General features: G+C 63.2%; 20 protein-coding genes. 7 read left to right on the top strand and 13 right to left on the bottom strand.

The window, feature by feature from the left end:
• The first annotated feature begins 17 nt into the window (after nt 1-17).
• The gene (locus ACXIUA_RS03075) at nt 18-857 is read left to right on the top strand and encodes a hypothetical protein (protein WP_457976093.1); all 840 of its coding nucleotides are present in this window, start codon (nt 18-20) and stop codon (nt 855-857) included.
• 14 nt (nt 858-871) lie between these two features.
• Here the strand turns inward: ACXIUA_RS03075 and ACXIUA_RS03070 are convergent, their stop codons facing one another.
• Genes ACXIUA_RS03070 through ACXIUA_RS03035 form a run of 8 tightly spaced genes read right to left on the bottom strand, consistent with a single transcriptional unit; the run spans nt 872 to nt 13,194 of the window.
• Nucleotides 872-2,920, bottom strand: a complete 2,049-nt coding sequence (locus ACXIUA_RS03070) for an ATP-dependent DNA helicase UvrD2 (RefSeq protein WP_284804229.1) — start codon at nt 2,918-2,920, stop codon at nt 872-874.
• Nucleotides 2,921-3,682 carry an NAD(+) diphosphatase gene (locus ACXIUA_RS03065; protein ID WP_284818666.1) on the bottom strand — a complete coding sequence of 254 codons (762 nt, stop codon included), beginning with the start codon at nt 3,680-3,682 and terminating at the stop codon, nt 2,921-2,923.
• A 7-nt stretch (nt 3,683-3,689) separates the two neighbouring features.
• On the bottom strand, nt 3,690-4,787 hold the full coding sequence (locus ACXIUA_RS03060; protein ID WP_176754828.1) for a potassium channel family protein: 1,098 nt from the start codon (nt 4,785-4,787) through the stop codon (nt 3,690-3,692).
• A 10-nt stretch (nt 4,788-4,797) separates the two neighbouring features.
• Nucleotides 4,798-8,097 carry an ATP-dependent helicase gene (locus ACXIUA_RS03055; RefSeq protein ID WP_284818664.1) on the bottom strand — a complete coding sequence of 1,100 codons (3,300 nt, stop codon included), beginning with the start codon at nt 8,095-8,097 and terminating at the stop codon, nt 4,798-4,800.
• Nucleotides 8,090-11,152: an ATP-dependent DNA helicase gene (locus tag ACXIUA_RS03050; protein ID WP_256001012.1), complete on the bottom strand. Its 3,063-nt coding sequence runs from the start codon at nt 11,150-11,152 to the stop codon at nt 8,090-8,092. Before ACXIUA_RS03050 ends, ACXIUA_RS03055 begins: the two co-directional genes overlap by 8 nt.
• An 18-nt stretch (nt 11,153-11,170) precedes the next feature.
• Nucleotides 11,171-11,914: a hypothetical protein gene (locus tag ACXIUA_RS03045; protein ID WP_284818660.1), complete on the bottom strand. Its 744-nt coding sequence runs from the start codon at nt 11,912-11,914 to the stop codon at nt 11,171-11,173.
• A gap of 54 nt (nt 11,915-11,968) precedes the next feature.
• Nucleotides 11,969-12,919, bottom strand: coding sequence for a DUF3152 domain-containing protein (locus ACXIUA_RS03040; RefSeq protein WP_083329465.1), 951 nt, complete (start codon nt 12,917-12,919; stop codon nt 11,969-11,971).
• Between the two features lie 20 nt (nt 12,920-12,939).
• On the bottom strand, nt 12,940-13,194 hold the full coding sequence (locus ACXIUA_RS03035) for a DUF3107 domain-containing protein (protein WP_240492734.1): 255 nt from the start codon (nt 13,192-13,194) through the stop codon (nt 12,940-12,942).
• 48 nt (nt 13,195-13,242) lie between these two features.
• Between ACXIUA_RS03035 and ACXIUA_RS03030 the strand changes: the two genes are divergently transcribed.
• Together ACXIUA_RS03030 and ACXIUA_RS03025 are read left to right on the top strand one after the other, a co-directional pair.
• Nucleotides 13,243-14,568 (top strand): DEAD/DEAH box helicase, encoded by a 1,326-nt coding sequence (locus ACXIUA_RS03030; RefSeq protein WP_070362934.1) that lies wholly within the window; start codon nt 13,243-13,245, stop codon nt 14,566-14,568.
• The gene (locus ACXIUA_RS03025; RefSeq protein WP_457976091.1) at nt 14,565-15,776 is read left to right on the top strand and encodes an Rv3212 family protein; all 1,212 of its coding nucleotides are present in this window, start codon (nt 14,565-14,567) and stop codon (nt 15,774-15,776) included. The genes ACXIUA_RS03030 and ACXIUA_RS03025 overlap by 4 nt, the downstream gene beginning before the upstream one ends.
• A gap of 48 nt (nt 15,777-15,824) precedes the next feature.
• Here ACXIUA_RS03025 and ACXIUA_RS03020 read toward each other — a convergent pair whose 3' ends face one another.
• On the bottom strand, nt 15,825-16,280 hold the full coding sequence (locus ACXIUA_RS03020) for a hypothetical protein (protein WP_457976089.1): 456 nt from the start codon (nt 16,278-16,280) through the stop codon (nt 15,825-15,827).
• Between the two features lie 463 nt (nt 16,281-16,743).
• Between ACXIUA_RS03020 and ACXIUA_RS03015 the strand changes: the two genes are divergently transcribed.
• Nucleotides 16,744-17,007 carry a WhiB family transcriptional regulator gene (locus ACXIUA_RS03015; protein ID WP_457976088.1) on the top strand — a complete coding sequence of 88 codons (264 nt, stop codon included), beginning with the start codon at nt 16,744-16,746 and terminating at the stop codon, nt 17,005-17,007.
• Between the two features lie 131 nt (nt 17,008-17,138).
• Nucleotides 17,139-17,213, top strand: a complete 75-nt coding sequence (locus ACXIUA_RS03010) for a 50S ribosomal protein bL37 (protein ID WP_100227335.1) — start codon at nt 17,139-17,141, stop codon at nt 17,211-17,213.
• Nucleotides 17,214-17,666: 453 nt separating this feature from the next.
• On the opposite strand, the gene ACXIUA_RS03005 is transcribed toward ACXIUA_RS03010, so the two are convergent.
• The 3 genes from ACXIUA_RS03005 to ACXIUA_RS02995 all read right to left on the bottom strand — a co-directional run bounded on the left by ACXIUA_RS03005 (nt 17,667) and on the right by ACXIUA_RS02995 (nt 21,428).
• The gene (locus tag ACXIUA_RS03005; RefSeq protein ID WP_457976087.1) at nt 17,667-19,934 is read right to left on the bottom strand and encodes a hypothetical protein; all 2,268 of its coding nucleotides are present in this window, start codon (nt 19,932-19,934) and stop codon (nt 17,667-17,669) included.
• 607 nt (nt 19,935-20,541) lie between these two features.
• Complete coding sequence (locus ACXIUA_RS03000) at nt 20,542-20,817, bottom strand: hypothetical protein (RefSeq protein WP_070362937.1); 276 nt, start codon at nt 20,815-20,817, stop codon at nt 20,542-20,544.
• Nucleotides 20,817-21,428 carry a sigma-70 family RNA polymerase sigma factor gene (locus ACXIUA_RS02995; RefSeq protein ID WP_176754820.1) on the bottom strand — a complete coding sequence of 204 codons (612 nt, stop codon included), beginning with the start codon at nt 21,426-21,428 and terminating at the stop codon, nt 20,817-20,819. Before ACXIUA_RS02995 ends, ACXIUA_RS03000 begins: the two co-directional genes overlap by 1 nt.
• Before the next feature lie 45 nt (nt 21,429-21,473).
• On the opposite strand from ACXIUA_RS02995, the gene ybaK reads away from it, so the two are divergent.
• On the top strand, nt 21,474-21,941 hold the full coding sequence (gene ybaK, locus ACXIUA_RS02990) for a Cys-tRNA(Pro) deacylase (RefSeq protein ID WP_070477729.1): 468 nt from the start codon (nt 21,474-21,476) through the stop codon (nt 21,939-21,941).
• On the opposite strand, the gene ACXIUA_RS02985 is transcribed toward ybaK, so the two are convergent.
• Nucleotides 21,938-22,585 carry an SOS response-associated peptidase gene (locus ACXIUA_RS02985; RefSeq protein WP_070477727.1) on the bottom strand — a complete coding sequence of 216 codons (648 nt, stop codon included), beginning with the start codon at nt 22,583-22,585 and terminating at the stop codon, nt 21,938-21,940. The two genes, ybaK and ACXIUA_RS02985, sit on opposite strands and share 4 nt — an antisense overlap.
• Nucleotides 22,586-22,606: 21 nt before the next feature.
• Between ACXIUA_RS02985 and aroA the strand changes: the two genes are divergently transcribed.
• Nucleotides 22,607-23,875 carry a 3-phosphoshikimate 1-carboxyvinyltransferase gene (gene aroA / locus ACXIUA_RS02980; RefSeq protein ID WP_256000592.1) on the top strand — a complete coding sequence of 423 codons (1,269 nt, stop codon included), beginning with the start codon at nt 22,607-22,609 and terminating at the stop codon, nt 23,873-23,875.
• The last annotated feature ends 9 nt before the right edge of the window (nt 23,876-23,884 follow it).

Here is a 23,884-nt window from a genome sequence, read left to right as displayed (position 1 = left end):
GGGCACGAGGGGGAAGCATGTGTAACCAGTCGGATACTGTCATTGCGCTGGCCATGGGGGTACAGATACTCAGCAGGGGCCCGCACGCGCTGCAATTCGGCCTCGACGCCACACGCAGCGGCATCATCGAAGTCGGCGACGCCCGCGCAGTCGCCGCGGTGCTCGACTCGCTGTCCACACCGCGGCCACTGCCCGAGGTGGTTCGGCGGCTGGCGGTCTCCATGGACGCGGATGCGGCGCGCAGCCTCATCCAGGACCTCATCGCCTACCGCGTCCTCGTCGAAGTCTCCCGCCCGGAGGTACTGCTGATCGGCACCTCAACGCTTGCGAACACGCTGGTAGAAACACTGCGTGCCAGCGGCATCCACGTGCGCTCCCCCGAGCCCACCCAGCCACTGTCCCGCTTTCTTTTCGACGCCCCCTCGCCCCTCCCGCTCATCATCGTCGACCAGGCGCACCGCACCCGGGCGCTTGCCGCGTACACCCGGCACCGCACCGGCCCCGTGCTTCCGGTCCTGCAGATCGACACCCGCGTCCTCATCGGCCCCTACGCCGTCGGTGTGGAAGGCCCATGCCTGATCTGCCGCGAACACTACCTGCTTGAGCGCGACCCACAGTGGGCAGCGATCGCCGCCGCGGCACCCGCCGGCGTGCGCAACCCGGACCCGGTCGTAATCCAGGCAGGCGTGGCCGCCGCAGCAACCATGACCAGGCGGATCTGCCAGCTGCCGGACCCGCCGGGCGTCGCCGCCCCGGACCCCCGCACCGGCGACACCCTGCTTGTGGACCCCTTCAACCGCACCCCACTCAAGACGCTTCGCCTGCAGCCACACCCCGACTGCCCGCTGTGCTTCTAGGTGGTTTGTCGCGGCTAGCGGAACTCCGCCAACGTTTCCAGAACCTCGGCGCCGTAGCGCTCCACCTTCACCGGACCCACCCCCGACACGGCGAGCAGGCCCTGCTCGTCCTCCGGCATAGTCTCCGCGATGGCGAGCAGGGTGGCGTCGGAAAACACCATGTAGGCGGGCTGCTTCGCCGCGCGCGACGTTTTGAGCCGCCAGCGCTTGAGCGCCTGGTAGACGTCCTCGTCGATGTCGGCGTCGCAATCCTGGTGCCGACCAAGCGCCTTGTCCGCCGGGGCGAAGAGCACGTTGCCGCACACCCGGCAACGGCGGGTCTGCTTCAGCCGCTGCGGGGTTTCCTCCGCCTCAAGCTCGGGCACCAAACCGTCCAGGAAGCGCGAGCGCGAGCGCGACTTCCTGCCGCCCTCCTGCCTGGCCAGCGCCCACGACAGCTGCAGGTGCTCCCGGGCGCGCGTCACACCAACGTAGAAGAGCCTGCGCTCCTCCTCGATGTTCTCGTCGCCCGCCTTGATCGCGTGCGAGATCGGCAGCGTATTTTCCACCAGGCCAACGAGGAAGACGGCGTCCCACTCCAGGCCCTTCGCCGCGTGCAAGCTGGCGAGCGTGACCCCGTCAATCGCCGGCGGCTGCTTCGCCTCCGCGCGCTGACGCAGCGAACGCAGTACGTCCTCCAGGCTCGAGGCCTCCTTGGTGTGCACGATCTCCTCGATGAGGTCCACGAGTGCGCGCAGCCCCTGCCAACGCTCCCGTGCCTGGGCACCCTCCGGCTCCGTCGGCGTCAACCCGAGCGGCGCGAACGCCGCCTTCGCCACCACCACCGGGTCATCCGGCAAGTCGTGGCGCCTGGTTGCCGCGACGAGCGCCTGCAGCGCCTCGCGGATCTCGCCGCGCTGGAAGAAGCCCTCCCCACCGCGCACCTGGTAGACGATACCCGCGTCCGCGAGCGCGGCTTCAAACGCCGCCGACTGCGCATTAATCCGGTACAGCACCGCGATCTCCTTGGCAGGTACCCCGGAATCAATCAGGCGCTGTACCGCCGCGGCGACCTCGCGGGCCTCCGTCGGCTCGTCGTCGTAGGCGTGGAACGTCGGCTGCGGTCCGGACTCTCGCATACCGATCAGCTCAAGCCTGGTCCCCGAGGCCCTGCCCGTCGCGCGTGAAATCACCGCGTTGGCCAGCTCTGTGATTTCGGGTGTCGAGCGGTAGTCGCGCTGCAACTTCACCACAGTGCCGTGCTCGTAGGTTCGCGAGAAGTTCAGCAGGTAGTCCGGGGTCGCGCCGGTAAAGGAGTAAATCGTCTGGTTCGCATCCCCCACCACCGTCAGGTCATCGCGCTGCCCAAGCCAGCCCTCCAGCACGCGCTGCTGCAGCGGAGTCACGTCCTGGTACTCGTCAACCACGAAGGACTGATACTGGGAGCGGAACTCCTCCGCCACCGCGGGCGCGTTCTCCAGGGCACCCGCGACGTGCAGGAGCAAGTCGTCGAAGTCGATGAGCATGCCTTCCGGGCTCGTCTTCGCTTCCTCGTACAGCCGGTAGACCTCCGCGACCTTCTTCGGATCCGTCGGCGGAGTTCGGTTGGTATCCGCGATGCGGTCCACGTAGTCCTGCGCGCCGATCACGCTCGCCTTCGCCCACTCAATCTCGCTCAGTAGGTCGCGGACCATCTCCTTATCTGACTCCAGCCCGGCTGCGCGAGCCGCCCTCCCCACCAGCGGGAACTTGTTGTCCAGCAGCCGCCACGGCAGATCCCCCGCAATCTGCGGCCAGAAGTAGCGCAGCTGCCGCATCGCCGCCGAGTGGAACGTGCGCGCCTGCACGCCGCCAATGCCCATCGTGCGCAGACGGTCGCGCATCTCCCCTGCCGCACGCTGCGTAAACGTCACCGCCAGCACCCGGTTCGGGCTCACCGTGCCCTGATCAATCATGTGCGCGATGCGGTACGTAATCGTGCGAGTCTTACCCGTCCCGGCACCAGCCAGGATGCACACCGGGCCACGAGGAGCGGTCGCTGCAATCCGCTGATCCTCATCCAGCAAGCTCAGATCTACAGCCACTTACGTTCCTCTCCGTTTCTCGTTGAACTCTCCACGAGCCCATTGGTCAATCATCCGCCGCGCAATCGTCCCCGGCACCGCCAGCGTGACAGTGCCCAGCTCGTCGCGGCGCAGCCAGCGCAGCTGCGTCAGCTCCCCATCCAAGGGGCCCACAGCATCAACATCACTTGTCGACGCCACCATCCCCAACATCAGCGCACCCGACAGCGCCCACGGCTGCGACCCAACATAGCGCACGCCCCCGACACGACGCCCCGTTTCCTCCCACACCTCACGCGCGAAGGCGTCCTCGATGGTCTCGCCGACATCGATGTATCCCGCGATCAGCGTGAAGTAGCCCGGGCGGCGCGCATTCTCCCCAAGCAAAATCCGCTCCCCGTCCGTCGACTGCACCACCCCGATCACCGACGGGTCAATGCGCGGAAACAACGGCTTCCCGCTGGCGCCACGCGCGACAACGCCGCCCTCGCCCCAGGCGACTTCGCTGCCGTCGCGCGGGTCGAAGCTCAGCTGACGCTGGTTGCGCAGCAGGCCGAACCCGCGCGCAACCAGGTACTCGCTTGCGTGACTGCGGCAGGTGCCGAAGCGCTCGCCCATCGCCTCAAGCTGCGCCTCGCTCACCAGCACCGCCCACACATCGTCGCCGACGTGCACCGTGTTCTCGGCGTGGGGTTGGGCGGAGTGGGCGTCGAAAAGTGTGGGCGTGTCATCAGCTCCAAGCACAAACCTGCCGGCGGCATCGAAGGCAATGAACCGCTTCATAGGCCGCCTACTCCGTCGGACGCGTGCGCTCAGTCAGCGGGGTCGGCTGCGTCATCTGCACGAACAGCAGGCGGTCGCCGGGCTCAACCGTCTCGGCCTCCGGGGCGTCGATGCGGTAGAGCTCGCCGGAGCGCACCACACCCAGCACAATGTCGGCGAGGTGACGCGGGTTCGCTCCGACCTCGTCGTCCGCGATCGGGCGCTCCGCAACCGCGAAGCCCTCGTCCGGGCTGAGCAGGTCCTCCATCATCTCCACCACAGGTGGCGTGACCGTCGCAATGCCCAGCAGGCGGCCCGCCGTTTCAGAGGAGACCACCACCGAGTCCGCGCCCGACTGCATCAGCAAGTGCTGATTCTCACTCTCACGGACGCTGGCAACGATCATGGCGCTCGGCGCCAACTCACGGACAGACAGCGTGACCAACACCGCGGTATCGTCCGAGGACGGCGCCACCACAACTGAGCGCGCACGCGCCACACCCGCGACCTTCAGCACGCTCGAGCGAGTGCCGTTGCCGTGGACGGTGACAAGGCCGCGCTTCTCGGCGTTCGACAGCACCACGGCGTCATCATCAACAACAACGATGTTGCCCGGCGCGGTACCGCCCGCGAGCAGCGCATCCACCGCGGACCTGCCCTTCGTGCCGTAGCCGATAACGATGGTGTGATTACGCACTGTTCTCCTCCATTGCTGAATCTGTAGCGTCTTGCGGGAATCCTCCGTCAACACCGACAACGTCGTACCGACCAAAAGCATCAGGAATGCCACACGACACGGCGTGATGACCAAGATATTCATCAGGCGCGCGCTTTGCGTCACCGGCGTGATATCGCCGTAGCCGGTCGTTGAGAGCGAAACCGCCGAATAGTACAGGGCGTCGATAAAGGTCAGTGGCTCGGTGTACCCCTCTTTGTCGAAGTAGACCACCGTCGCCACGGCCAACACCAACATGGCCGCGTAGCCGAAGCGCCTTGCCATCAACGCCCATGGAGTGGTGCGTTCCGCCGACGGAATCCGAACGACATCCAGCAGGGTGTGCACCGGTATTTCCGACGGATCCGCATCCGCACGGAACCGGTCACTCCATGACAACGCAAACGGCAGTTTCACTCCGCTATCCTTCCTCGCTACTACGGCGTGAAACTGTACCGGAAGTTGCGCCGTTTGCTGTATCTTCCAACAACTTCGTCAGCTGCTGCGCATCCGGAAGCTCCGTCGCGGTGAAGTCCTTTCCATCGCGGACGTAGAAGAACACGGCCTTCACTGGGCGGCCGTCGTTGGCGATTCGCTTCCACGCCTCCGTGTACACGGCAAGCTGCAGCTTCGCTGCCTCCATCGCCGCACCCACCGGGCGGTTGCCGGTCTTCCAGTCCACCACGACCCAGCCGTCGCCGTCCGCAAAGACCGCGTCCATGCGGCCACGCACCACCGCCTTGCCGAGCGCCAGTTCAAACGGGCACTCCACGTGCGTCGGCGTCTTTGACGCCCAGTGGCTGTTCTCGAAGTTGGCTTTCAGCTTCTGCAGCATCGACGGATCCACCTCAAACTCGCCCATGCCCGGCAGCTCGTCCTCAGTGAGCAGCGGGTGCGCACCGTAGAAATCCTCGATCCACTCGTGGAATGCGGTGCCGCGCTTCGCGTACTGGTTCGGCTTGAACGGCACCGGGCGACGTGCCCGGCGCGCGAACTGTTCCACGTCCGCCTGCATGGCCACCACATCCGAGGCGGTCAGCTCACCAGGCAGCATGACGGGCACGTCCGGCGACTGCGCCGCCTTGTGTTCCTCGATGAGCGCGGTGGCGTCGCGCTCCCACAGCTCGTAGAGCTCGCCGGCCGCGGGCGCGATTTCGGTCTCGAGCGCGTCCCTGACCAGCTCACTCGGGTGAGTGGCCTGACTACTGGCGGCGTGCGCGGCTTCGTAGGACTGCACAGGCCACGTGCCGACGGCCATCTCCGGCTGCTGTACCGTTTTCTCCGCATCCTCGTCCTCGACCTGCTCCGGCAGCTCGAGGCCCTCGAACGCCGCGAAGTGCTCGTACGGCCCGTTCGTATTCTTTTTGCCGCCCAGAGAGATGTTCGACCCGGTAAGCAACAGCCTGTTTTCCGTACGTGTGATAGCCACGTAGAACAGGCGCGCCTGCTCCTCAGCGAGATCCTCGCCGATGTGCTTGCGCCACGCATTGGCAGCGTTCTTAAACTGCGTGCGGTGCTCTACCTCTGCGAACTCCTCGTAGATGTCCGGGTCACCGAACGTCTCAGGCTGCAGGAACGGGATCTGGGCAAGGAAGGTCTCAATCTTTGAGCTGTAGGTGTCCTTATCCGCGTGCAACACAGCGACGGTATCCCACTCCAGGCCCTTCGCCTTGTGCACCGTCAGGATCTGCACGCGGTCCCCGCGCACGGTGACGTTACCCGGCGCAAGCCCGTCCTCCTGCTGCTTCGCCAACTCGAAGTAGTCCAGCAGCGCTTCCACGCTCGTGCCCGGGTACTCCTCGACGTAGTGCAGCAGCTGGTCCAAGTGCACCGTGCCTGCCGACGAGCGCCGCGCCAGCACCTCAACGCGAATACCGAAGACCTCGATGATGTCCGCGAACAAGTCACTGAGCCGCTTGCCCAGCGAATTGCGCCGCAGCTGTCGCAGCCGCGACGCCAGCAGCTGCAGGCGCTTGTAGCCTTCCTCGCTGTAGCGCTCTGGCTCGCCCAGGTCCGCCACCGCGTCCGCCAGGCCCGCGGGCTTCGCCGACTGCATCTTCAGCGCCTCCGCCTCGAGTGCAAGCTGCGTCAGCTCCTCGATGAGGCGCTCCTCCGGGTCCGCGGGCACTGGCCTGGCTGCTTCCTCCTCCGCGACCGGGCCGTCCGCGCGGGCTTGCAGGTTCTTGGCACGTGCGGCGAGCGCCTCCATATCCGCTAGCCCGAGCCCGACCGACGGCCCACCCAGCACGCGCAGTGCCGCCTCAGAATCCTCGGGGCGGACCAACATCGTGGCCACAGCCAACGTGTCCTGTACCTCCGGGGTATCCAGCAGGCCGCCGAGCCCCACGATCTCATACGGCACGCCGCGGGCCTCAAGCGCCTGGGCGATCGGCTGCGCATGCCTGTTCTTCCTGGTCAGCACCGCGGCCGAGAGCTTACCGCCTTGCTCAAACTGCTGCTGCAGCGCGTCGGCAACGAACTCAATTTCTTCCTCCTCCCGCTGGAAGAACTGCATCTCCACGTCGCCTGCCGCAGCGTCCTTGCGTGGCTCCAGAGGCGCGACGGCTCGATCTTCCCCGCTGCCAAGGATCGCGGTGGAGACCTGATTCGCCATCTCAAGCACCTTGCTCGGGTTACGCCAAGAGATGGTCAGCTGTTTCTTCTGCGCCGGCACACCGCCCGCGGCAGGGAAATCTTCCACGAATGCCGCGAGGTTTTCCGACGTCGCCCCGCGCCAGCCGTAGATTGCCTGCATCGGGTCGCCCACCGCAGTCACCGTCAACGTGGGGTCCTGCCCCTCGCCGAACAGGCTGCGCAGCAACACTCGTTGCGAATGCGAGGTGTCCTGGTACTCGTCGAGCATGACTACGCGGTACCTCTGCCGCTGCGCAGCACCGACGGACGCGTGCTGCTCCGCGAGCGTGGCCGCAATGTTCATTTGCTCGTTGAACGTGACCACACCACGCTCACGCAGCGCCGCGTTAAGCTCCTCAACCAGCGGCAACATCAACTGGCGCTGGCGCTGCTTGTTGCGCCACCCCGTCATGGTCTTGCAGAACTCGGTTTTACTCCGCGGCGACTTCGGCAGCGATTCCGTCTCTTTCAGGAAGATCTCCGCGGCCTCGTAAATATCGTTTGGGTCTGCCAGTGCGTTGCCCATCGCCGTGGAGAGCTTCAGTAGGTCCTCCACCACTGTGCTCATCGCGGGGGCAGGGGCACCTTCCGCGATGAGTGGCTTGCTGTAATTGCTCACGACTTCGACGGCGATCGCGTGCAGCTCAGCCTGCGTGATCAGGCGCGCGTCCGGCTCCACCGGGACGAGCAGTCCGTAGTCGCGAACGAGCTCGCCCGCGTACGAGTCGTACGTAGCAACAGTCGGCGCGATAACCTCCAGGCTTTCCGCCAGCGCACCCGAAGGATCAAGCTCCCGTACGAGCTCCCGGCGACGAGCCAACGCCTGCAGCCGGTTCCGGATCCGCTGCCCCAGCTCGCGGGCCGCCTTGCGGGTAAACGTCAAGCCGAGGACTTCCTCCGGCCGCACATACCCGTTGGCGACGAGCCACACCACGCGGTCCGCCATCGTCTTCGTCTTGCCCGCGCCAGCACCGGCCACGACCAGCATCGGCCCCGGCTCGGCACCAATCACGTCGGCCTGCTGGCTACTAGGGGGAAATGCGTCCCCGAGCGCCTGGAAGAGTTCCTGGGGTGTGAAATCAGCCATTGTAAATCATCGTCCCTTCGATCTGGACCGGGCACAGCGCGCGCACAGCGCAGTAATCGCAGTGCTTGCCCGCCTGCGCTTCGAGTTGCGGCCCTGTTGTCTTGCCGGGCAGCGGTGCAATGAGTTCGGTGAAGTACTCGAGTTCTTCCTCTTCTTTGCGCGGTTGCTCGCGCGTGGTTGCGGCGTTCGTTCCGTGCTTCGAGTACACGAGCGCCGCCCCACCAACGTCCAGGCCCTCTTGCCCATCGGTGGACGTCACAACGCGAAGATCGTCGCCCTCACCGATGAGTTGCCCGTGGCTCAGCGCAAGCTGGTACGCCATAAGCTGCTCGCACTCCTTCGCGCTATCTACGGAGAGCATCGTCGAGCCAGTCTTCAGGTCAACGATGTGCACGCTGCCGCTTTCTTCCTTATCCAGCCGGTCGGCTCGCCCGCGGATATGGACGTCTTCTGCGACCTGGACGGAGATCGGCACCTCCATGCCCACAACCTCGAACTTCTTCGCGCGATTTTCCCACCACTTGTTGGTTCGCTCCAGCATCGCCTCGAAGTCGCGGACTTGGGCCTCGGCCTGCCACGCGGGGGCGTCAACAATCGCGCGGTACGTGGCCAGCGTGTGCATCCGCGCCTGCTCTTCCGGCACGCCTCGGCCGAGCGCCTCGAAGTAGGCGTGCACGATCGATCCGATCACCATCGGCATCGAGCTATCAAAACCGAGAGTGCGCTCGAGCACCGAGCTCATCGGGCACTTCAACAGCGCCTCAATCCTCGACGGCGACAGTGAACGTTGCCCTTCAACGGGCTCATCCGTCGAAGGCTCCGTGGTGGTCCACCACTGCTCCGGGTCCGCGAGCGGCACCCCGGCCTCCACCAGCCGCGCAATCTGGCGCGCGGCCTGGCGCCGGTCTGCCTCCGTACTGTGTTCCTCGTCCGCGAGTGTGCGGCGTAGCTCCCCCAGGAAATCATCGCGGGATAGTACGCGCACAACCGTGGCCTCCGCACCGTCATCCCCAGCCGCGGCGTCCTCCGCGGACAGCGTCACCAGCTGCGGGGAAATGCCGGTTTCCTCGCAGAGCTCCTCAATGAACCGGGACGGCTCGATGACCTCCTCGCCGTCAGTCTGGTCGACGGCCGTGACCAGGACGCGCTCCGTCGCGCGGGTCAACGCCACGTGGAACAGGCGACGCTCCTCCTCGAGGCGCTCGCGCAAGTGCGACACCGGGGTGGCGGGATCCACGTCGTGGTCAACCAGGTCCACCAGATCCTGCTGGCCGAAAATCGAGCCGGTCTCGCCCAGGCTCGGCCACTCGAGATCCTGCACACCGGCAACGACAACACGGCTAAACTGCCTGCCCACCGCACCATGCGCAGTCAACAGCGCCACTGCGTCCGGCGTGGCCGCTCGGCGATCGCGCACACCGGTGGGCAGTTCCTGCTCCAACATGCTGTTCACGAACAGCTCGAGCCCACCCTGGGTTTTACGCTCGGTGAAGTCACCGGCGGCGTCGAATAACGCCATGACCGCATCCAGATCCCGGTCAGCCTGCGAGCCCGTCGTGCCGCCCCGAAGCGCAACCGCAGTGAGGTGATCTGCCAAACCCGTGGCGTTCCACAGCGCCCACAACACCTCCTCGACGCTGCCGTCAGCGTCGTAGACCTCCCTGGCGGCATCCAACACCTGGCGGATGCGGTGCAGCATCTGCAGCTCGCGGTCAGTGAGTACCTCGCCGAAATCCGGCAGCTCTGCCTTGGAAACAACAAGGTCACGCAGCGTTTCTTCCGCGCGTGAGTCCGGCTTCCAGCGCCGCAGGCCGCGCAACAGGCGGCGCAGCGTCACCGGGTCCGTACCACCAATGGGCCCAAGCAGCAGGTCGCGCCACTGCTCAACCGTCAGCGGTGTGTACAGCGACTGCAACCCAAGCAGCAGCGAGGCAACAATGCGTTGCTCGCTGAGCACCACGTCCGTCGGATTCAGGGCGACCGGCACGCCCGCGTGCAACAGCGCACGGCGGAAGGGCTCAATCATCCCTGACGAACGCACAATGACCGCCATATCCCGAAACGCGACCTCCTCCTCGAGGTGCGCGCGACGAAGTGCGTCCGCCACCGCCGCGAGCTGCGCCGTCGGCGTCTGCGCTAGCGCCACCGAGACCTCCGGCTCGCGCCTGGTCTGCCCCAAGTCAATCACCGTGTGCTCAAGCCCCCCCAGCGTGGCAAAGAACTCCGGGCTTGCCCCGCGGAACTGGTAGACGGACTGCTCCAAGTCACCACCCACAACCCCGAGTGTGGCCCCCTGCAGCAGGCGCTGCACGAACTTTGCCGCCGCGGGCGAGAGATGCTGGGCGTCGTCCACAATCACGGTGTGCCACGTCCGGCCCAGCGGCACATCGAGCGCCCTGGCAATCAGCTCGGATGCCGAGTAACGCACCGTCCCGGTCAGCGCCATGACCTGCTGGTATTCCTCCAAAAAGTCGCCGGCCGCGCCCCAAATCCCCTGCCCGTAGCGGGCTCCGAGCACCTTGAGCTGCTCTGCGTCCAGCCCGCGTTCGATCGCGCGCAGCAAAAAGTCACGCAGCTGGCGAGCAAAGCCCACCATCGGCAATGCCGGGCGCAGCTCCGCAGGCCAGCTCCCCTGGCCATCCTCGGCGTGCCCCTGCAGCAATTGGCGGATGACCGCATCCTGCTCCGCGCCAGAAATCAGGCGCAGCTGTTCCTGCTGCTCCCGCAGCACGGCAAACGCCAGGGAGTGCACGGAGCGAACCATCGGGCCGTCGGCAACAAAGTCAGTATCAGCGAGCCGCTCCGAAATCTCCGCCCTGATCCGCGCGGCGGACTCCTTCGAATCCGTCAAGAACAAGACGCCCTCCGCGTCCGACTGCCGCTTCGCCGACGCCACAAACGTATCGATGAGAAAGCTGGTCACCCCCGAACCCGCCTGGCCGGTTACCTTCCATAACCCCTCGGTGGGAAGTGGCTGCGACCACGTTCTATCGTGCGCTTGGTGTTCGCGCGGGACTAAAAACGCGCGGGGTGTGGTGGACTGCTGGTCATTCATGCCCACCATTGTGGCATGTTAGCGGGACATAAGGAGCTCGGAAACCTCCGAAAATTTCGAACGCGCGTTCCCATTCTGGAACGTTCCGTCGTGCTGCGCCATCCGCATTCGGAAATCCAACGCACGCCCTGCCAGGAACACAAGGTCCGGAATGTGGGACCAGCGCTCCACGATTCGCGGATCGACAGCCCCGGCGAGCAAGGCGTCGACAATTACGACGGCAGCCGAGTACCCCCTCGGGCGAAGCCGCGCCGAAGGTACAAGATCCGTCAACACGGGCGCGGCGTAGCCCGAAAACAGCGTGTGGGAGAGCACATCCACGTGCGCCACACACAGCCCCTCAGCACTGGCATCCTCGTGCCCCTTCCACGCGCCGCGATCCGCCTCTGCGATCACGTCAGAGCTATCGCGTTCGGGCAGCTCCTGCGCCACCTCGGCCTGCTGCAGCGCGCGCTCCAGCGCAAGCGCCGCCGCCACGGCCTCATCCACGCGGGCCGCCGGCGCACCCGGCGAGAACTCGTTGGCCACGAAGCCAGCCACCACGAAGCGCCCGTCCGTCGCACGCACCGGACGCGCAACGTGCACCCCCTCAAGGTGGTCAGCGATGCGCTCACGCACCTTGCCCGACCACGCCGCCGTCGGCGCAGCCTGCGAAATCACAATGCGCCCAAATTTCTTCGCCTCACCCCAGGCAGCATCAGGTGTCGACGCCACCTCCCCATCAACCTGAAACGCCGACAACACATGCTCGGGAATAGTCACAGCGCAGCTCGCCTTCCTCTCGTCGCCTGTTTATAACTACAACAACTACAGCACTTACAACACTGCCGGGCGCGGGTACGGCCACGGGTTCGACCTGCAGGTGTCCTGGTTATCCGGGTACACCTCTTCCTTATCAAAGGAGTACAGCTGCGCGTTGTTCAAGCTCAGCGTCTGCTGCATCATCACCGGCGCCAGCACGCCATTTTCCGGGCACGGCTCGTGGTGCGCGAAGCCGAGCGCATGGCCAACCTCGTGATTGATCAGGTACTGGCGGTAGCGACCCAGATCCCCCTCATACGGCGCAGCGCCCCGGACCCAGCGGGCCTCGTTCAAAATGACCGTGTCCTCGCCAGTCACGCGGGTGCGGCAGCTGGTCTCCATTTCAAGGTGCACGCCGCACAGCTCTCGTGTTGTCGCCGCGGACGCGAGCCGAATCTTCAGCGATGGCTCATCGGCCGCCGTGACGTGTTCAAACCGGAAGCGCGGGTCGTTGGTCCAGCCGCGGGGGTCGCTCAAGGTGGCGTCGACAAGCGCGGCGACAGCCTCATTGCCCCCGTACAGTGCTGTGTCGAGCCCATGCTCCACCTCAACAACGAAGCGAACCGTGAGCTCATCCCCCTTGCCAGCCTGCATCCCAGGGTGACCAACCTCGTAAAAGGTGCCCTCCCCAGTCTCCGTAAACGGGCCACCCGGCGGCAACTGCAGCACGTCCTGCTGGCCTTCCGGCAGCACACTCACCGTGCGCGAGGCTTCGTCACCGTCAGGCTGCTCGACCGCGCTGTCACCAGCGCTTCCCGCAAACACCTCCCCGTCGGGGTTTTGCAGCATGTTCACAATCACGAACACCGTCAGCACAGCCAACACCGGAATCGCGTAGGCGCGCCACCCGTACTCGCGGGCGAAGCGCACAAGCCGACCCTCCGCTTCCGGGTCTACCGCGGTGAACTCACCGTCGTCCTCAAAGTCCCAATCCTCGAAAACGTCGGTGTCGTGATTGTTCTTCATGGTCGTAAATGTAGCGGGTTTTAACGCATGAACCCAACGGAACGAGCCTGCGCAGAGCCAAGCTCAACGTACGCAATCTTCTCGGTGCGCACCAAGTACTTCTTTCCCTTGTCATCCTCCAGCGTCACCGTCGGAGTTTGGTCCTCAATCGCCTGCTTCACCGTATTGAGCACATTCTCATGCCCCTCAGCAATCGCGATGGAGAGCTCACGTGCGGTGTCTGCAAGACCGATCTTGATATCCATATGTTCGTTTCCGTCCTTATCGTTGTTCATCTTCACGGATGTCAATCCATTGTAACGGCCTACAGCTAAGATGAGGGCGTGTCCAAATCAGCTGCTAGAGAACAGTCACCCGATTTTCATGAGCTAGGGGTCGCCGCCGAACTCATCGATGCCCTCGAGGAGCTCGATATCCATCGCACATTTTCCATCCAGGAACTTGCGATCCCCCTCGCGCTCGACGGCCGCGACATCATCGGCCAAGCCCGCACGGGAATGGGCAAAACCTACGGCTTCGGCATCCCGTTGCTCGACCGAGTATTTGACGACGCCACCATCGCCGAACTCGACGGCACACCCCGCGCCCTCGTGGTCGTCCCCACCCGCGAGCTCGCCGTGCAGGTCGGCGACGACCTGGAGCGGGCAGCGAAGTACACCCCGGTGCGCGTCGCCACCATCTACGGCGGGCGGCCCTACCAGGAGCAGATCGACGCGCTGCACAAGGGCGTCGACGTCGTCGTGGGTACGCCCGGCCGCCTCATCGACCTCTACCACCAGGGCGAGCTGCAGCTCGGCCACGTGGCGATCCTCGTCCTCGACGAAGCCGACGAGATGCTCGACATGGGCTTTTTGCCCGACATCGAAACGCTGTGGTCCGCTCTACCTGACCAGCTGCAAACGATGTTGTTCTCCGCGACCATGCCCGGCCAGATCCTGCAGCTGGCGCGCTCCAAGATGAACACGCCGATCCACATCCGCGCCGAGCAAGGCGAGGAAGCCGCCTCCACCCACGAAAGCACCAAACAGGTCGTGTTCTACGCCCACCACATGGACAAACCCGAGGTGCTCGCGCGCGTCCTGCAGGCCAACGGCCGCGGCAAAACCATCATCTTCACCCGCACGAAGCGCTCCGCCGCGCGCGTCGCAGACGACCTCGGCCAGCGTGGCTTCTCCGTCGGTGCCGTCCACGGCGACCTTGGGCAGGGTGCGCGTGAGGCATCCCTGAACGCCTTCCGCGAAGGGGACGTCGAAATCCTCGTCGCCACCGACGTGGCAGCACGCGGCATCGACGTCGACGACGTCACCCACGTCATCAACTACCAAGTCCCCGACGACCCGATGACCTACGTCCACCGCATCGGCCGCACCGGACGCGCAGGCCACTCCGGCACCGCCGTGACCATGGCCGACCTCGACGAAACAGCGAAATGGGAAGCAATCAACGAGGAACTTTCCCTCGACAAGCCCCAGCCCCCAACGTGGTTTTCCACCTCCGAAGAGCTCTTCGAGGCCCTGGACATTCCAGACTCGGCTTTATCCACGGTGGGCAAACCGCGTAAAGTGCTCGGAGCACGCCCGCAACGCTCGGGCGAGAGAACACCCTCCACGAGACGTGGAACGAACCGCTCAGGAAGGAAACGGCGTTGAGTCAGCCCCTACGTCGCACCCGCAACGACTTGATCGCGACCGCAGTCATCACCGCGATCGCAATCATCCTCCTTGCCATCGCGTTTTTCACCGCACCGATCCGCAGCTCTCACCTGGAACCGGCGGCGGAGGAATATGAGAACGCGGGACGCCTCGCCGTCGTCCCCTCGAAGGTCGAGGAAGCCTTCCGCCTTCCGGACACCTCCCCCGGCGTCCAACCCGTGATCGCTGCAGGCATGATCATCACCTACAACGACGGCACCATCACCGCCACCACGCCGGCCGGCGACACCGCCTGGACCTACACACGCCCGAACGATCTATGCCTGCTCGGTCATGCGTGGGACAAGGTCGTCGCCGCATACCGCGACAATGCTGGCTGTGGGGACGTCGTCACGATTAACGCGCTCACCGGCGAGTACGCGGGCACACGCTCCGCCATCGCACCCGAGGTAATTACGCGAGTGCAGTCGAACGACCGCGTCGGCTACGTCAGCTCCCACCGCGTCGAGCTGTGGCGCTCCGACATGGTCAAGACCGTCGAGTACGGCTACAACGAGGCCCCGCAGGAGCCGGACATGCAGCCCGAGTCCTGCACCATCAACTCCGCGCTGACCCGCACCGACATTATGGCGACCACGGAGTACTGCGACGACGGCCCCAAGCTCAAGTTCCAGAACACCACTCCCGAGGACTCCCGTGAGCCCGAGATGTACGAAAGCGTCGACATCTCCGAGAACGCCTACCTCGTCGCGGTGTCCCAGGACGCGGCCGCGATCTACGACCCGGACAGCCACAAAGTCCGCACCTACGACAAGGACGGCAACGACCTTGCCGCCTCCGAAATCCCGCCACTGGACGGCCCGCAGAAGATCGACCAAATTGTCGACGTCCTCCCCGTCGCCGACCTGCCCCACCACATGACGTACCACGAAGGCGACACCCTGCTGCTCATGGAACCCTCCCGCCTGAGCGTTACCGGCGTGTTCCAGGGCGCGCTTGGCACCGGCTTCCCCGTCGGCGAGCGCCTGCTCTACGCCTCCGACACCGGCATCGCCGTCGCCAACTGGGACGACAACAAGGTGGAGAAGATCATCCCCGTCGATCGTGGCGGATACACCGGCCCCGTTTACATCGACTCCGCCGGCACCACGATCGTAGAAAAGCGCGGCGAGGAGATCGTCGTTCTCAACACGAACCTCTCCTGACACCGCGCACCCGACCCCGTGCCCGTCGCTAGTTAGCTGTTAGCTCTGTTAGCGGCGGGCCTTTTTCAACTCATACATCGCCTCTTGGTACGCCGCTGACGACGGATGGAACACAGAGACCAGCACAACCACCGCCGAAAGCGCCGTCGCCGCACTGAGCAAGTGCGCGCCCCCGAGGAACATATAAAACGCCACGCCGAGCAGGATCGCTTCAATGAGCACGATCGCGCCCGAGCCCCTTGGCCGCCCCCGCAGCGTCGAGATAGCCACAAACGCAACGAAGCCGAAGACGATGGCAAGGAACACCGCCGTGCCCAACGCCACATAGTGGCTTGCTTCCGCGCTTGATTCGATGCTGCTATCGCTAATGCCTTCAATTTGGGCGTAGATCAGCATGATGATGTAGCCGAGCATCGCCAAGCACTGCAGCAACACGACGACCGCCCCAAATCGCAGCATGCCTGGAACGCCAGTGTGGTCCAATGAGTTTTCTTTGCTGTTCACACAACGGAGTCTAATGATCAGGGCCAGATTCCGACACCAGTTGCGGTTTGGGCAATTGACGATTTGACCTTAGCGAACACATATGTCAGCTAATTCTTTTCTTATACATGCAGCTCAGAGCTCTAAGCTCGCTCTATCACAGGAAACTCACACCACATATGAGCGACAACAATGAATACAAACCATATGATTCCAATCACACTTTTGCCCAGAACCCTAGCGGAAAGCTCAAATACGTGCCATCATTCTCGAGTAGCAAAAATTACGGGCTGGTTTCACAGCCCTTAACCCCAAGTCACCACAGGGTTAACGCCAGGTCTGGAAGTGGAGTCCCGCACAACGCGGCGCGCTCGCCCAGGCAATGGAATCAAACTTAGTTTGCAACACGCCCCTCAAGGGCGACAAATGTGGTGCGCAAAAATACATAGTCACGACACATTCTGAACTTGAAGGAGTACTTATTATGGATTGGCGCCACGAAGCCGTTTGCCGCGACGAAGACCCAGAACTCTTCTTCCCCGTCGGCAACTCCGGACCTGCACTCGCACAGATCGCCGAGGCGAAGCTTGTTTGCAACCGCTGCCCAGTGACCTCCCACTGCATGAAGTGGGCCCTGGAGACCGGCCAGGACGCCGGCGTTTGGGGCGGCCTCTCCGAGGAAGAGCGTCGCGCACTGAAGCGCCGCAACAAGGCCCGCACACGCAACCGCGCACGCCTGTCGGCATAGGCTTTTAGGCCTTTGCCGGTGCCTCTCGCAGAATTTCCTCGGGGGATTTCACCACACTGCGACAACAACGATAAACTGAATACTTTGTAACTAGGTTTGCACCTAATTCATCGCATTTTAAAGGAGGCACCATGAGCAAGCGTGGCCGTAAGCGTAAGGACCGTCGCAAGAAGAGCGCGAACCGCGGTAAGCGTCCAAACGCATAAGAACGCGAATACTCCCCACTGACAAGGACCTTGAGTCCACGCCGGTGGGGAGTTTTTCGTGCCCTGAGCTGGCGCTGCAGGTTGTTTTGGTTGCTTGTGTGGTGGCTGGGCACCACATTCTCATCGCGGGGAAGCACGACCAGGGGATACCAATTGCCACCTAAAGCAAAACCCGGATTCCGGTGCGCCACCCCACAACCCCTCGCGCCACCGAAAAATTGTTCATTCCCCACCCCCCGGGAACTACTTTGCGATTCAAGCCCATTCCCGTCGACCTACGCTCACGTCTTCCCAGGCCGCAACACAAGTCAACAAAGAACGTTCCAGCGATCCTTTTGAGCCGGGGAACTCTCCTGAACCCCCGCACAAATCCCCCACCCCACACAACAAGAAAAAAAGGGGCCCATGCCACCAGGAGCACTCCCGGCACCACAGGCCCCACATCACATCCGGCTAGAAGTGCAGACCACCAGACATCGCCGCAGCAACACCACCACCAATTAACAGCAACAGCACCACAATCGGAGCAACAATCGCCGCGATATTCGTCTCACCCTCCGCCTGGATACGATCCTTGCTTGCCGCATCCTGACGATCATCCTGCACACTCGCCGCTGGACGCTGCGCCGTCGTCAACTGCTGCGAAGACTCATGCTTACCAGCCTTCGCCGTCGTCGGGGCAGTCTGCGTATTCTGCTGCGGTTTACGAGGCGCACCAGCCATCGCATCACCATCAACATCCGCATCCAACTCGGCGGCAACATCAAACCGGCCAGCAAAGGCCTGCGAGCCGTCCTCATTGACCACACGCACATCCAACGGCAACGACGACGTCTTAACCACACCAACACTGATTGGCAGCGCAACCGTTACCTCGCCTTGGCCTGCAACCGTAACAACCTGCTCGGCCTTCCCCGACGGGTAGACAACCTCAACACGCATCCGGGCTGCATCCAACCCAGGATTTTGAACCTTCACACTCACCGTATTCTCACCACGACGAAGCTGAGGGGAACCTACAACAGCAACCTTCGCGCTGCCCTGGGCTTCTTCCGCAGCCTGCATCGCTTCTTGCTGCGCGGCAAGTGCGTTTGCATCAACTGCGACCTTGTCAGCACCGATCGTGGAGTTGTAATCCTTACCAATCTTGCCAGTGTTAATCATCAAGTTGTCCCAGTCAGCTGGCACACGGTAGTCACCTTTGTAGCAGTCCATGCCTGGCTGGTTGCACACCTCCGGCAGTGGCCCACCAGAGACGGATTCTTCATCCGAGTAGTTAAAGTGGGTGAACTGGTAGAGGTAGTTCATCACCGAGTAGTAGTTCGGCAGGTAATCCGACTGCGGGACCTCGTTGGCGAACTTCATCGAACCATTATGATTCAACCCCAACGTATGCCCCAGCTCGTGCATGATCGTGTTACGCAGCTGATCATCGCTGCGCATGCGTTCATGCTTGGCAACATAAAACGAGTTATCCGCAACCAAAGCCAAGCCGGTACCCCAGTGGCCACGCTGCATCTGATCACCAATAACACCAACGCGGAAGACTGCCGCACGAGCACCCAGCATCGTGTCAATATTCTCGACCAGCTTCATACCCGGGATGGTGCCCTCAAAGTAGTACGGGGCATACGGCTCAGTCTGCCCACCATGACGCGTCGGATAGTTGACAATGTTGGTGTACGTATCACCCGCATCAATGTGCAGGTTGACCCCGTACTGGTCGAAGCGATCCACCAGCTGCTGCAAAATATCGCGGTGTGGGCGGTAGCTTGCCACCGACATCTGCGCACACATGGCAGCATCCGCACCAGGTGTGTCGCAGCCAGCCTGCTGCCACTGCGAGTTCATCCAATTAAGCTGCAGGAACAAATCCGGTCGCTCAGGATCAGCACCCCACTCGTTCAGTGGCATGACCGTACCGTCACTTAAGGTCACCCCTTCGCGCTCCCAGACATCCGGCAGACCATCACCATCAGAATCAACAGCACTGTCCTGGGTTGCAACCTCCATGTGCATGGCAGCAGTCAACGTAGCGCCAGCATCAATGCGCTCAAACCAACGCCCACGCTGGAAGCTGGCCCCTGCCGGATCCACAAACCCAACCTCACCGGCAGCCGTGGTGCGCTGGAACGCATCGGCTACACCAGACGAGGTTGCATTATCGAACGACACCGCAGTCTCATAGCCAAGCTGGGCCGGGGCAACAACAAACTTCCCATCATCATAGGAGCCGGAAAGCCCGACCTGGGAGTTAATCTGGTTCGTCAGATCCGCCTGCACAAACGCTGAAGCATCCTTGTTGTTGGTCACCCGCACAATGACATCGACGCGGTTGCCATCAAAGCGGTATTCACGCTCCACTGACACACCAGCGTCCTGGTCTTCACCGCGGTAGATGACCACCTGGGTGTTACCATCACGGTGCGTATCCACGTTAAGGCCAGATTCTAAATCCACTAATGCGCCATCGGCACGCAGGTCCACATACAGTGAGGACTCCTGGCTGCCAGCAATGGAGCGGGCATCCGTAAACTTCAACGTCGAAATACGACCCGGCTGTGTTACCGAGTTGTGAAAGACCGCACCCGGCCCGTCAGCGGTCACTGTGACCGACGAGTCAGCAACAGCCATCTCCGCGTGAGCAACCTGTGCACCATTAGCCGCAACGGCCAACACACACGCTGCTACGCATACCTTCCGCGCAATGCTGTTCATCATCGTTGTCACAATCCTTATACCTTCCATCACGCACCACCCAACCGGTGGAACATGAAACCCTTCGTTGTTCTGACCCCAAGTTTATGCACCCGAACTATACATGGCCAATCCGCCCACAACGCCCCAACCAAACAGGCAAAAACACGCCTACAAAACCCGGATTGTTCAACACATCTAGCCCTACAACCTGCACACATAGCTTAAAAAACACTCAGAAACCATCGCAGCAAACCCAACATGTTCAACAAACCCACCGACACCTGTCGATGGGTGTTCAACAATCAACCCACCCGTATATTATGCGCTCTAGTGCAACAGTGGGTAAGAGAATACTTAACAAATCGGGATTACCAGGCACGACATGTGTCATTCGACACGTGTCACCGACACTATTAATGCACAACCTTTTTATACTAAAAACCTTTCGTGGTCTGGTGTAGTCAAACTTAGGCCCTATGGATGCGTTAGGCAGACCTTTTCGTGATCGTTGAACAGTTGGTACCCCCGTGTTTTACCCCCGTTGGGTTGGGTCGAAAGTATGAAAGGCCCGAACCAGCATGATGCTTGTACTGGTTCGGGCCCGGCAAACAACGCCAACACGCGGCAGTTAACGCCGTTGAATACGCACCTCTGTGTAGGAAATTGAGGTGATAATCCGCTCCCTCAATACCCGTGGCGCGTGGGCCTGCCCGCAGCAGTCGCGCACAAGGCCACGGATCGCTTCCTCCGATTCAAGCTGGCGGAGGCAGTCAGGGCAGCTCGCCAATTCTTTTCGGATGGCGGCCACGCGCTCGGGTGGCGTGTCCGGCTGGAACAGCTCGCACAGCAGCTGGTGCATGCCGCGGCAGTCAGCTTCGCTTGCGTGGTTATGTTCTGTTGCCATTACTTCTCCTCCACCTTCTGCTGCTTCAACTCCGCCATATCCGCATGGTCGAGCCCGATGCCCTGTTCATGTGCCACGTCTTTCAACATCTCGCGCAGTTGTTTTCTTCCACGGTGCAGTCGGCTCATGACGGTCCCCAGTGGAATGTCCATCACTTCGGCGATTTCCTTGTACGCCATGCCTTCGACGTCCGCGTAGTAGACCACCATGCGGTAGTCCTCATTCAGCGCGTTGAGCGCTTCGCTGATCCGCGAGTTCGGCATCGCCTTGAGCGCCTCAACCTCCGCTGATTCGAGGCCGGTCGAATCGTGCGAGCTTGTGGTGTACAGCTGGTGGTCGGTCACGTCCTCGGCCGAGGTTTCCAGTGGTCGGCGCTTCTTCTTTCTGTAGGAGTTGATGTACGTGTTCGTCATGATTCGGTACATCCACGCCTTCAGGTTGGTGCCTGGTTTGAAGCTGTCGAATGCGTTGTACGCCTTCAAGAAGGTCTCTTGCACGAGGTCTTCGGCGTCTTGGGGGTTGCGGGTCATCCGCAGCGCGCCGCCGTAGAGCTGGTCTAGCAGCGGCATCGCTTCCTCAGTAAAGCGTGTTTTGAGGTCTGTTTCGGCCATAGGGGCCATTGTAGCCAGCCGGGCGTGCGACGTAGCATCGTCTGTATGCAACGAACTCGTGCTTTGAAAGTTGTGGCGAAGACTCCTCATAAGGTGTTGGAGTACGCCGCGAGCCAGGATAATTTCGGTGAGCATTCGGCCCATGAGCTGGGACTTGATCCTACGACGGTGCTCAAGACGCTGGTGGTGTCGAATGTGCAGGACCCGAAAAAGCTCGCCCTGTGCTGCGTGCCGGTCTCTGGGCACCTGAGTTTGAAGGCAGCAGCGAAGGCGCTGGGGTGGAAGAAGGCTGCGATGGCGGAGCTCGCACAGGCTGAGCACGCCACGGGCTATGTCGTGGGTGGCATCTCGCCGCTGGGCACGCTCAAGAGGCTCCCAGTGCTTCTCGACGCCACCATCGAATCCCTCGACGCCATCACCGTCTCCGCCGGTCAGCGGGGGCTATCCGTGCAACTGGCCCCGGGTGACCTGGCGAAACTGACGTCCGGGAAGTTCGCGCCGATCGGCGCCTAGATCGGTTGGATGAGCTCGGGCGAATCGTTTCGGACGTTGCCCACCTCGCGCCCAACCGCATGCCACTGCAGCTGCGGTGCCGCGCGCGAGGGAGAGATGAGCTCTTGAGCCTCTTCTGCTGTGCCTTGTGTCCACTGCTCGATTTCCTCAGGCAAGAGGAACAGCGGGAGCCGGTGGTGTAACCACGCGATACGTTCGGCGGCGTCGGTGGTGACCATGGTCGTCGAAAGCCGGTTAGCGCCGGTGTCCCACAGTGCGGCGGCGACGAGCATCCCGGACTCCGGGGTGACGTAGTAGGGCTGTTTTTCGTGCCATTCGTAGTAGCCGTCGAGAAGCATGATGCCGCGCTGCGAGCGCATTGCGCTACGGAACGACGGCTTCTCCGCGACGGTCTCCCCGCGCGCGTTGAACAGTGGCGGGCCGGAGTCGTCGCGCTTCCAGCTCGGGAGAAGGCCCCAGCGCGCGGCTTGGACGAGCGCCTCGTGTTCGTGGAAGCGCACGATGGGTACTTGGTGCGTCGGCGCGACGTTGTAGCGGGCGGGTGGCGTGCCGTCGGGCGCTACAACTTCGCGCACGCCTGGGAGAGAGCCGACGAATCCGAGGAGTTGCTCGCCGGTGCTAAACAAAACGAAACGGCCACACATTCCTCCATTATGATGTACGACATGACTGACTTGTGGCCAGCCCCCTCCATTGCCGACCCCGTCCGCGCCACACTCGCGCTGCCGGGGTCGAAATCGATGACGAACCGCGCCTATGTTCTCGCGGCGCTAGCCTCTGGCCCGTCGACGCTGGTCGGGGCGCTGCGCTCCCGCGACACCGACCTCATGGAGGCAGCCCTGGCTGCCCTCGGCGTGCAGTTCACCCACGACGGCGACACCGTGCACGTCCAGCCAGCACCGCTGCGCGGCGGCAACATCGATTGCGGCCTGGCAGGCACCGTGATGCGCTTCGTGCCACCCGTGGCAGCGTTCGCGCACGGCACCACCCGCTTCGACGGCGACCCGCACGCTCGCACCCGGCCGATGGGCACCATCCTGGATGCGCTGCGCCAGCTCGGCGCCGATATCGACGGGGAGCGCCTCCCCTTCACTGTCCACGGCACCGGCACTGTCGCAGGCGGGGACGTCAGCATTGACGCCTCCGGGTCTTCCCAGTTCGTCTCCGGACTGCTGCTTGCCGCGGCGCGCTTCGAGCAAGGCGTCACCATCACCCACACGGGCGACTCGCTGCCGTCCATGCCGCATATTGATATGACGGTGGCAATGCTGCGCGAAGCCGGCGTCGAGACGCAGTGCGAGGACGCGACCTGGCACGTCGCCCCGCAGGAGATCCGCGGGCGGCGCTGGGAGATTGAGCCGGACCTGTCGAACGCGACGCCGTTTTTGGCCGCCGCTGCCATCACCGGCGGCGAGGTGCGCATCGAGCACTGGCCAACGCAGACGACGCAGGCTGGCGACGTAATCCGCGACATCCTGGCGCAAATGGGCTGCGAGGTCGAACTTTCCGGCAACTCACTGCGCGTGCAGGGCCCGACCCCGGGCGCCCTGCAAGGCATCAGACTAGACATGGGAGACATCGGCGAGCTCACCCCGACCGTCGCGGCGCTGGCCACGCAGGCGGCGACCCCATCGGAGCTGACCGGCATCGCGCACCTGCGCGGGCATGAAACGGACCGGCTGGCGGCGCTCACCACCGAAATCAACAGGCTTGGCGGCGCTTGCGAAGAGCTTGGCGACGGCCTCCGTATCCACCCACAGCCCCTCCACGGCGGCACGTGGCACTCCTACGACGACCACCGCATGGCCACCGCCGGTGCCATCATCGGCCTGACCACCCCGGGTGTGCAGGTGGAAAACATCGCAACGACGGCAAAGACCCTGCCCGACTTCCCCACGATGTGGCACACCGCACTCCAGCACGAAGAAGCATAGAAAGAACCC

The sequence above is a fragment of the Corynebacterium sp. UMB8791 genome, from assembly GCF_054166365.1.
The sequence above is the reverse complement of the archived record's forward strand: the minus strand, read 5'-3'. Positions and strand labels throughout refer to the sequence as shown.

Excerpts from the sequence above, each read along its gene's own strand:
- ybaK (WP_070477729.1), top strand. The coding sequence starts at position 21,474 with ATGCAACGAACTCGTGCTTTGAAAGTTGTGGCGAAGACTCCTCATAAG.
- ACXIUA_RS03015 (WP_457976088.1), top strand. The coding sequence starts at position 16,744 with ATGGATTGGCGCCACGAAGCCGTTTGCCGCGACGAAGACCCAGAACTC.
- aroA (WP_256000592.1), top strand. The coding sequence starts at position 22,607 with ATGACTGACTTGTGGCCAGCCCCCTCCATTGCCGACCCCGTCCGCGCC.
- ACXIUA_RS03005 (WP_457976087.1), bottom strand. The coding sequence starts at position 19,934 with ATGATGAACAGCATTGCGCGGAAGGTATGCGTAGCAGCGTGTGTGTTG.
- ACXIUA_RS03050 (WP_256001012.1), bottom strand. The coding sequence starts at position 11,152 with ATGAATGACCAGCAGTCCACCACACCCCGCGCGTTTTTAGTCCCGCGC.
- ACXIUA_RS03055 (WP_284818664.1), bottom strand. The coding sequence starts at position 8,097 with ATGGCTGATTTCACACCCCAGGAACTCTTCCAGGCGCTCGGGGACGCA.
- ACXIUA_RS03000 (WP_070362937.1), bottom strand. The coding sequence starts at position 20,817 with ATGGCAACAGAACATAACCACGCAAGCGAAGCTGACTGCCGCGGCATG.
- ACXIUA_RS03065 (WP_284818666.1), bottom strand. The coding sequence starts at position 3,682 with ATGAAGCGGTTCATTGCCTTCGATGCCGCCGGCAGGTTTGTGCTTGGA.
- ACXIUA_RS03075 (WP_457976093.1), top strand. The coding sequence starts at position 18 with ATGTGTAACCAGTCGGATACTGTCATTGCGCTGGCCATGGGGGTACAG.
- ACXIUA_RS03035 (WP_240492734.1), bottom strand. The coding sequence starts at position 13,194 with ATGAACAACGATAAGGACGGAAACGAACATATGGATATCAAGATCGGT.
- ACXIUA_RS03040 (WP_083329465.1), bottom strand. The coding sequence starts at position 12,919 with ATGAAGAACAATCACGACACCGACGTTTTCGAGGATTGGGACTTTGAG.
- ACXIUA_RS02995 (WP_176754820.1), bottom strand. The coding sequence starts at position 21,428 with ATGGCCGAAACAGACCTCAAAACACGCTTTACTGAGGAAGCGATGCCG.
- ACXIUA_RS02985 (WP_070477727.1), bottom strand. The coding sequence starts at position 22,585 with ATGTGTGGCCGTTTCGTTTTGTTTAGCACCGGCGAGCAACTCCTCGGA.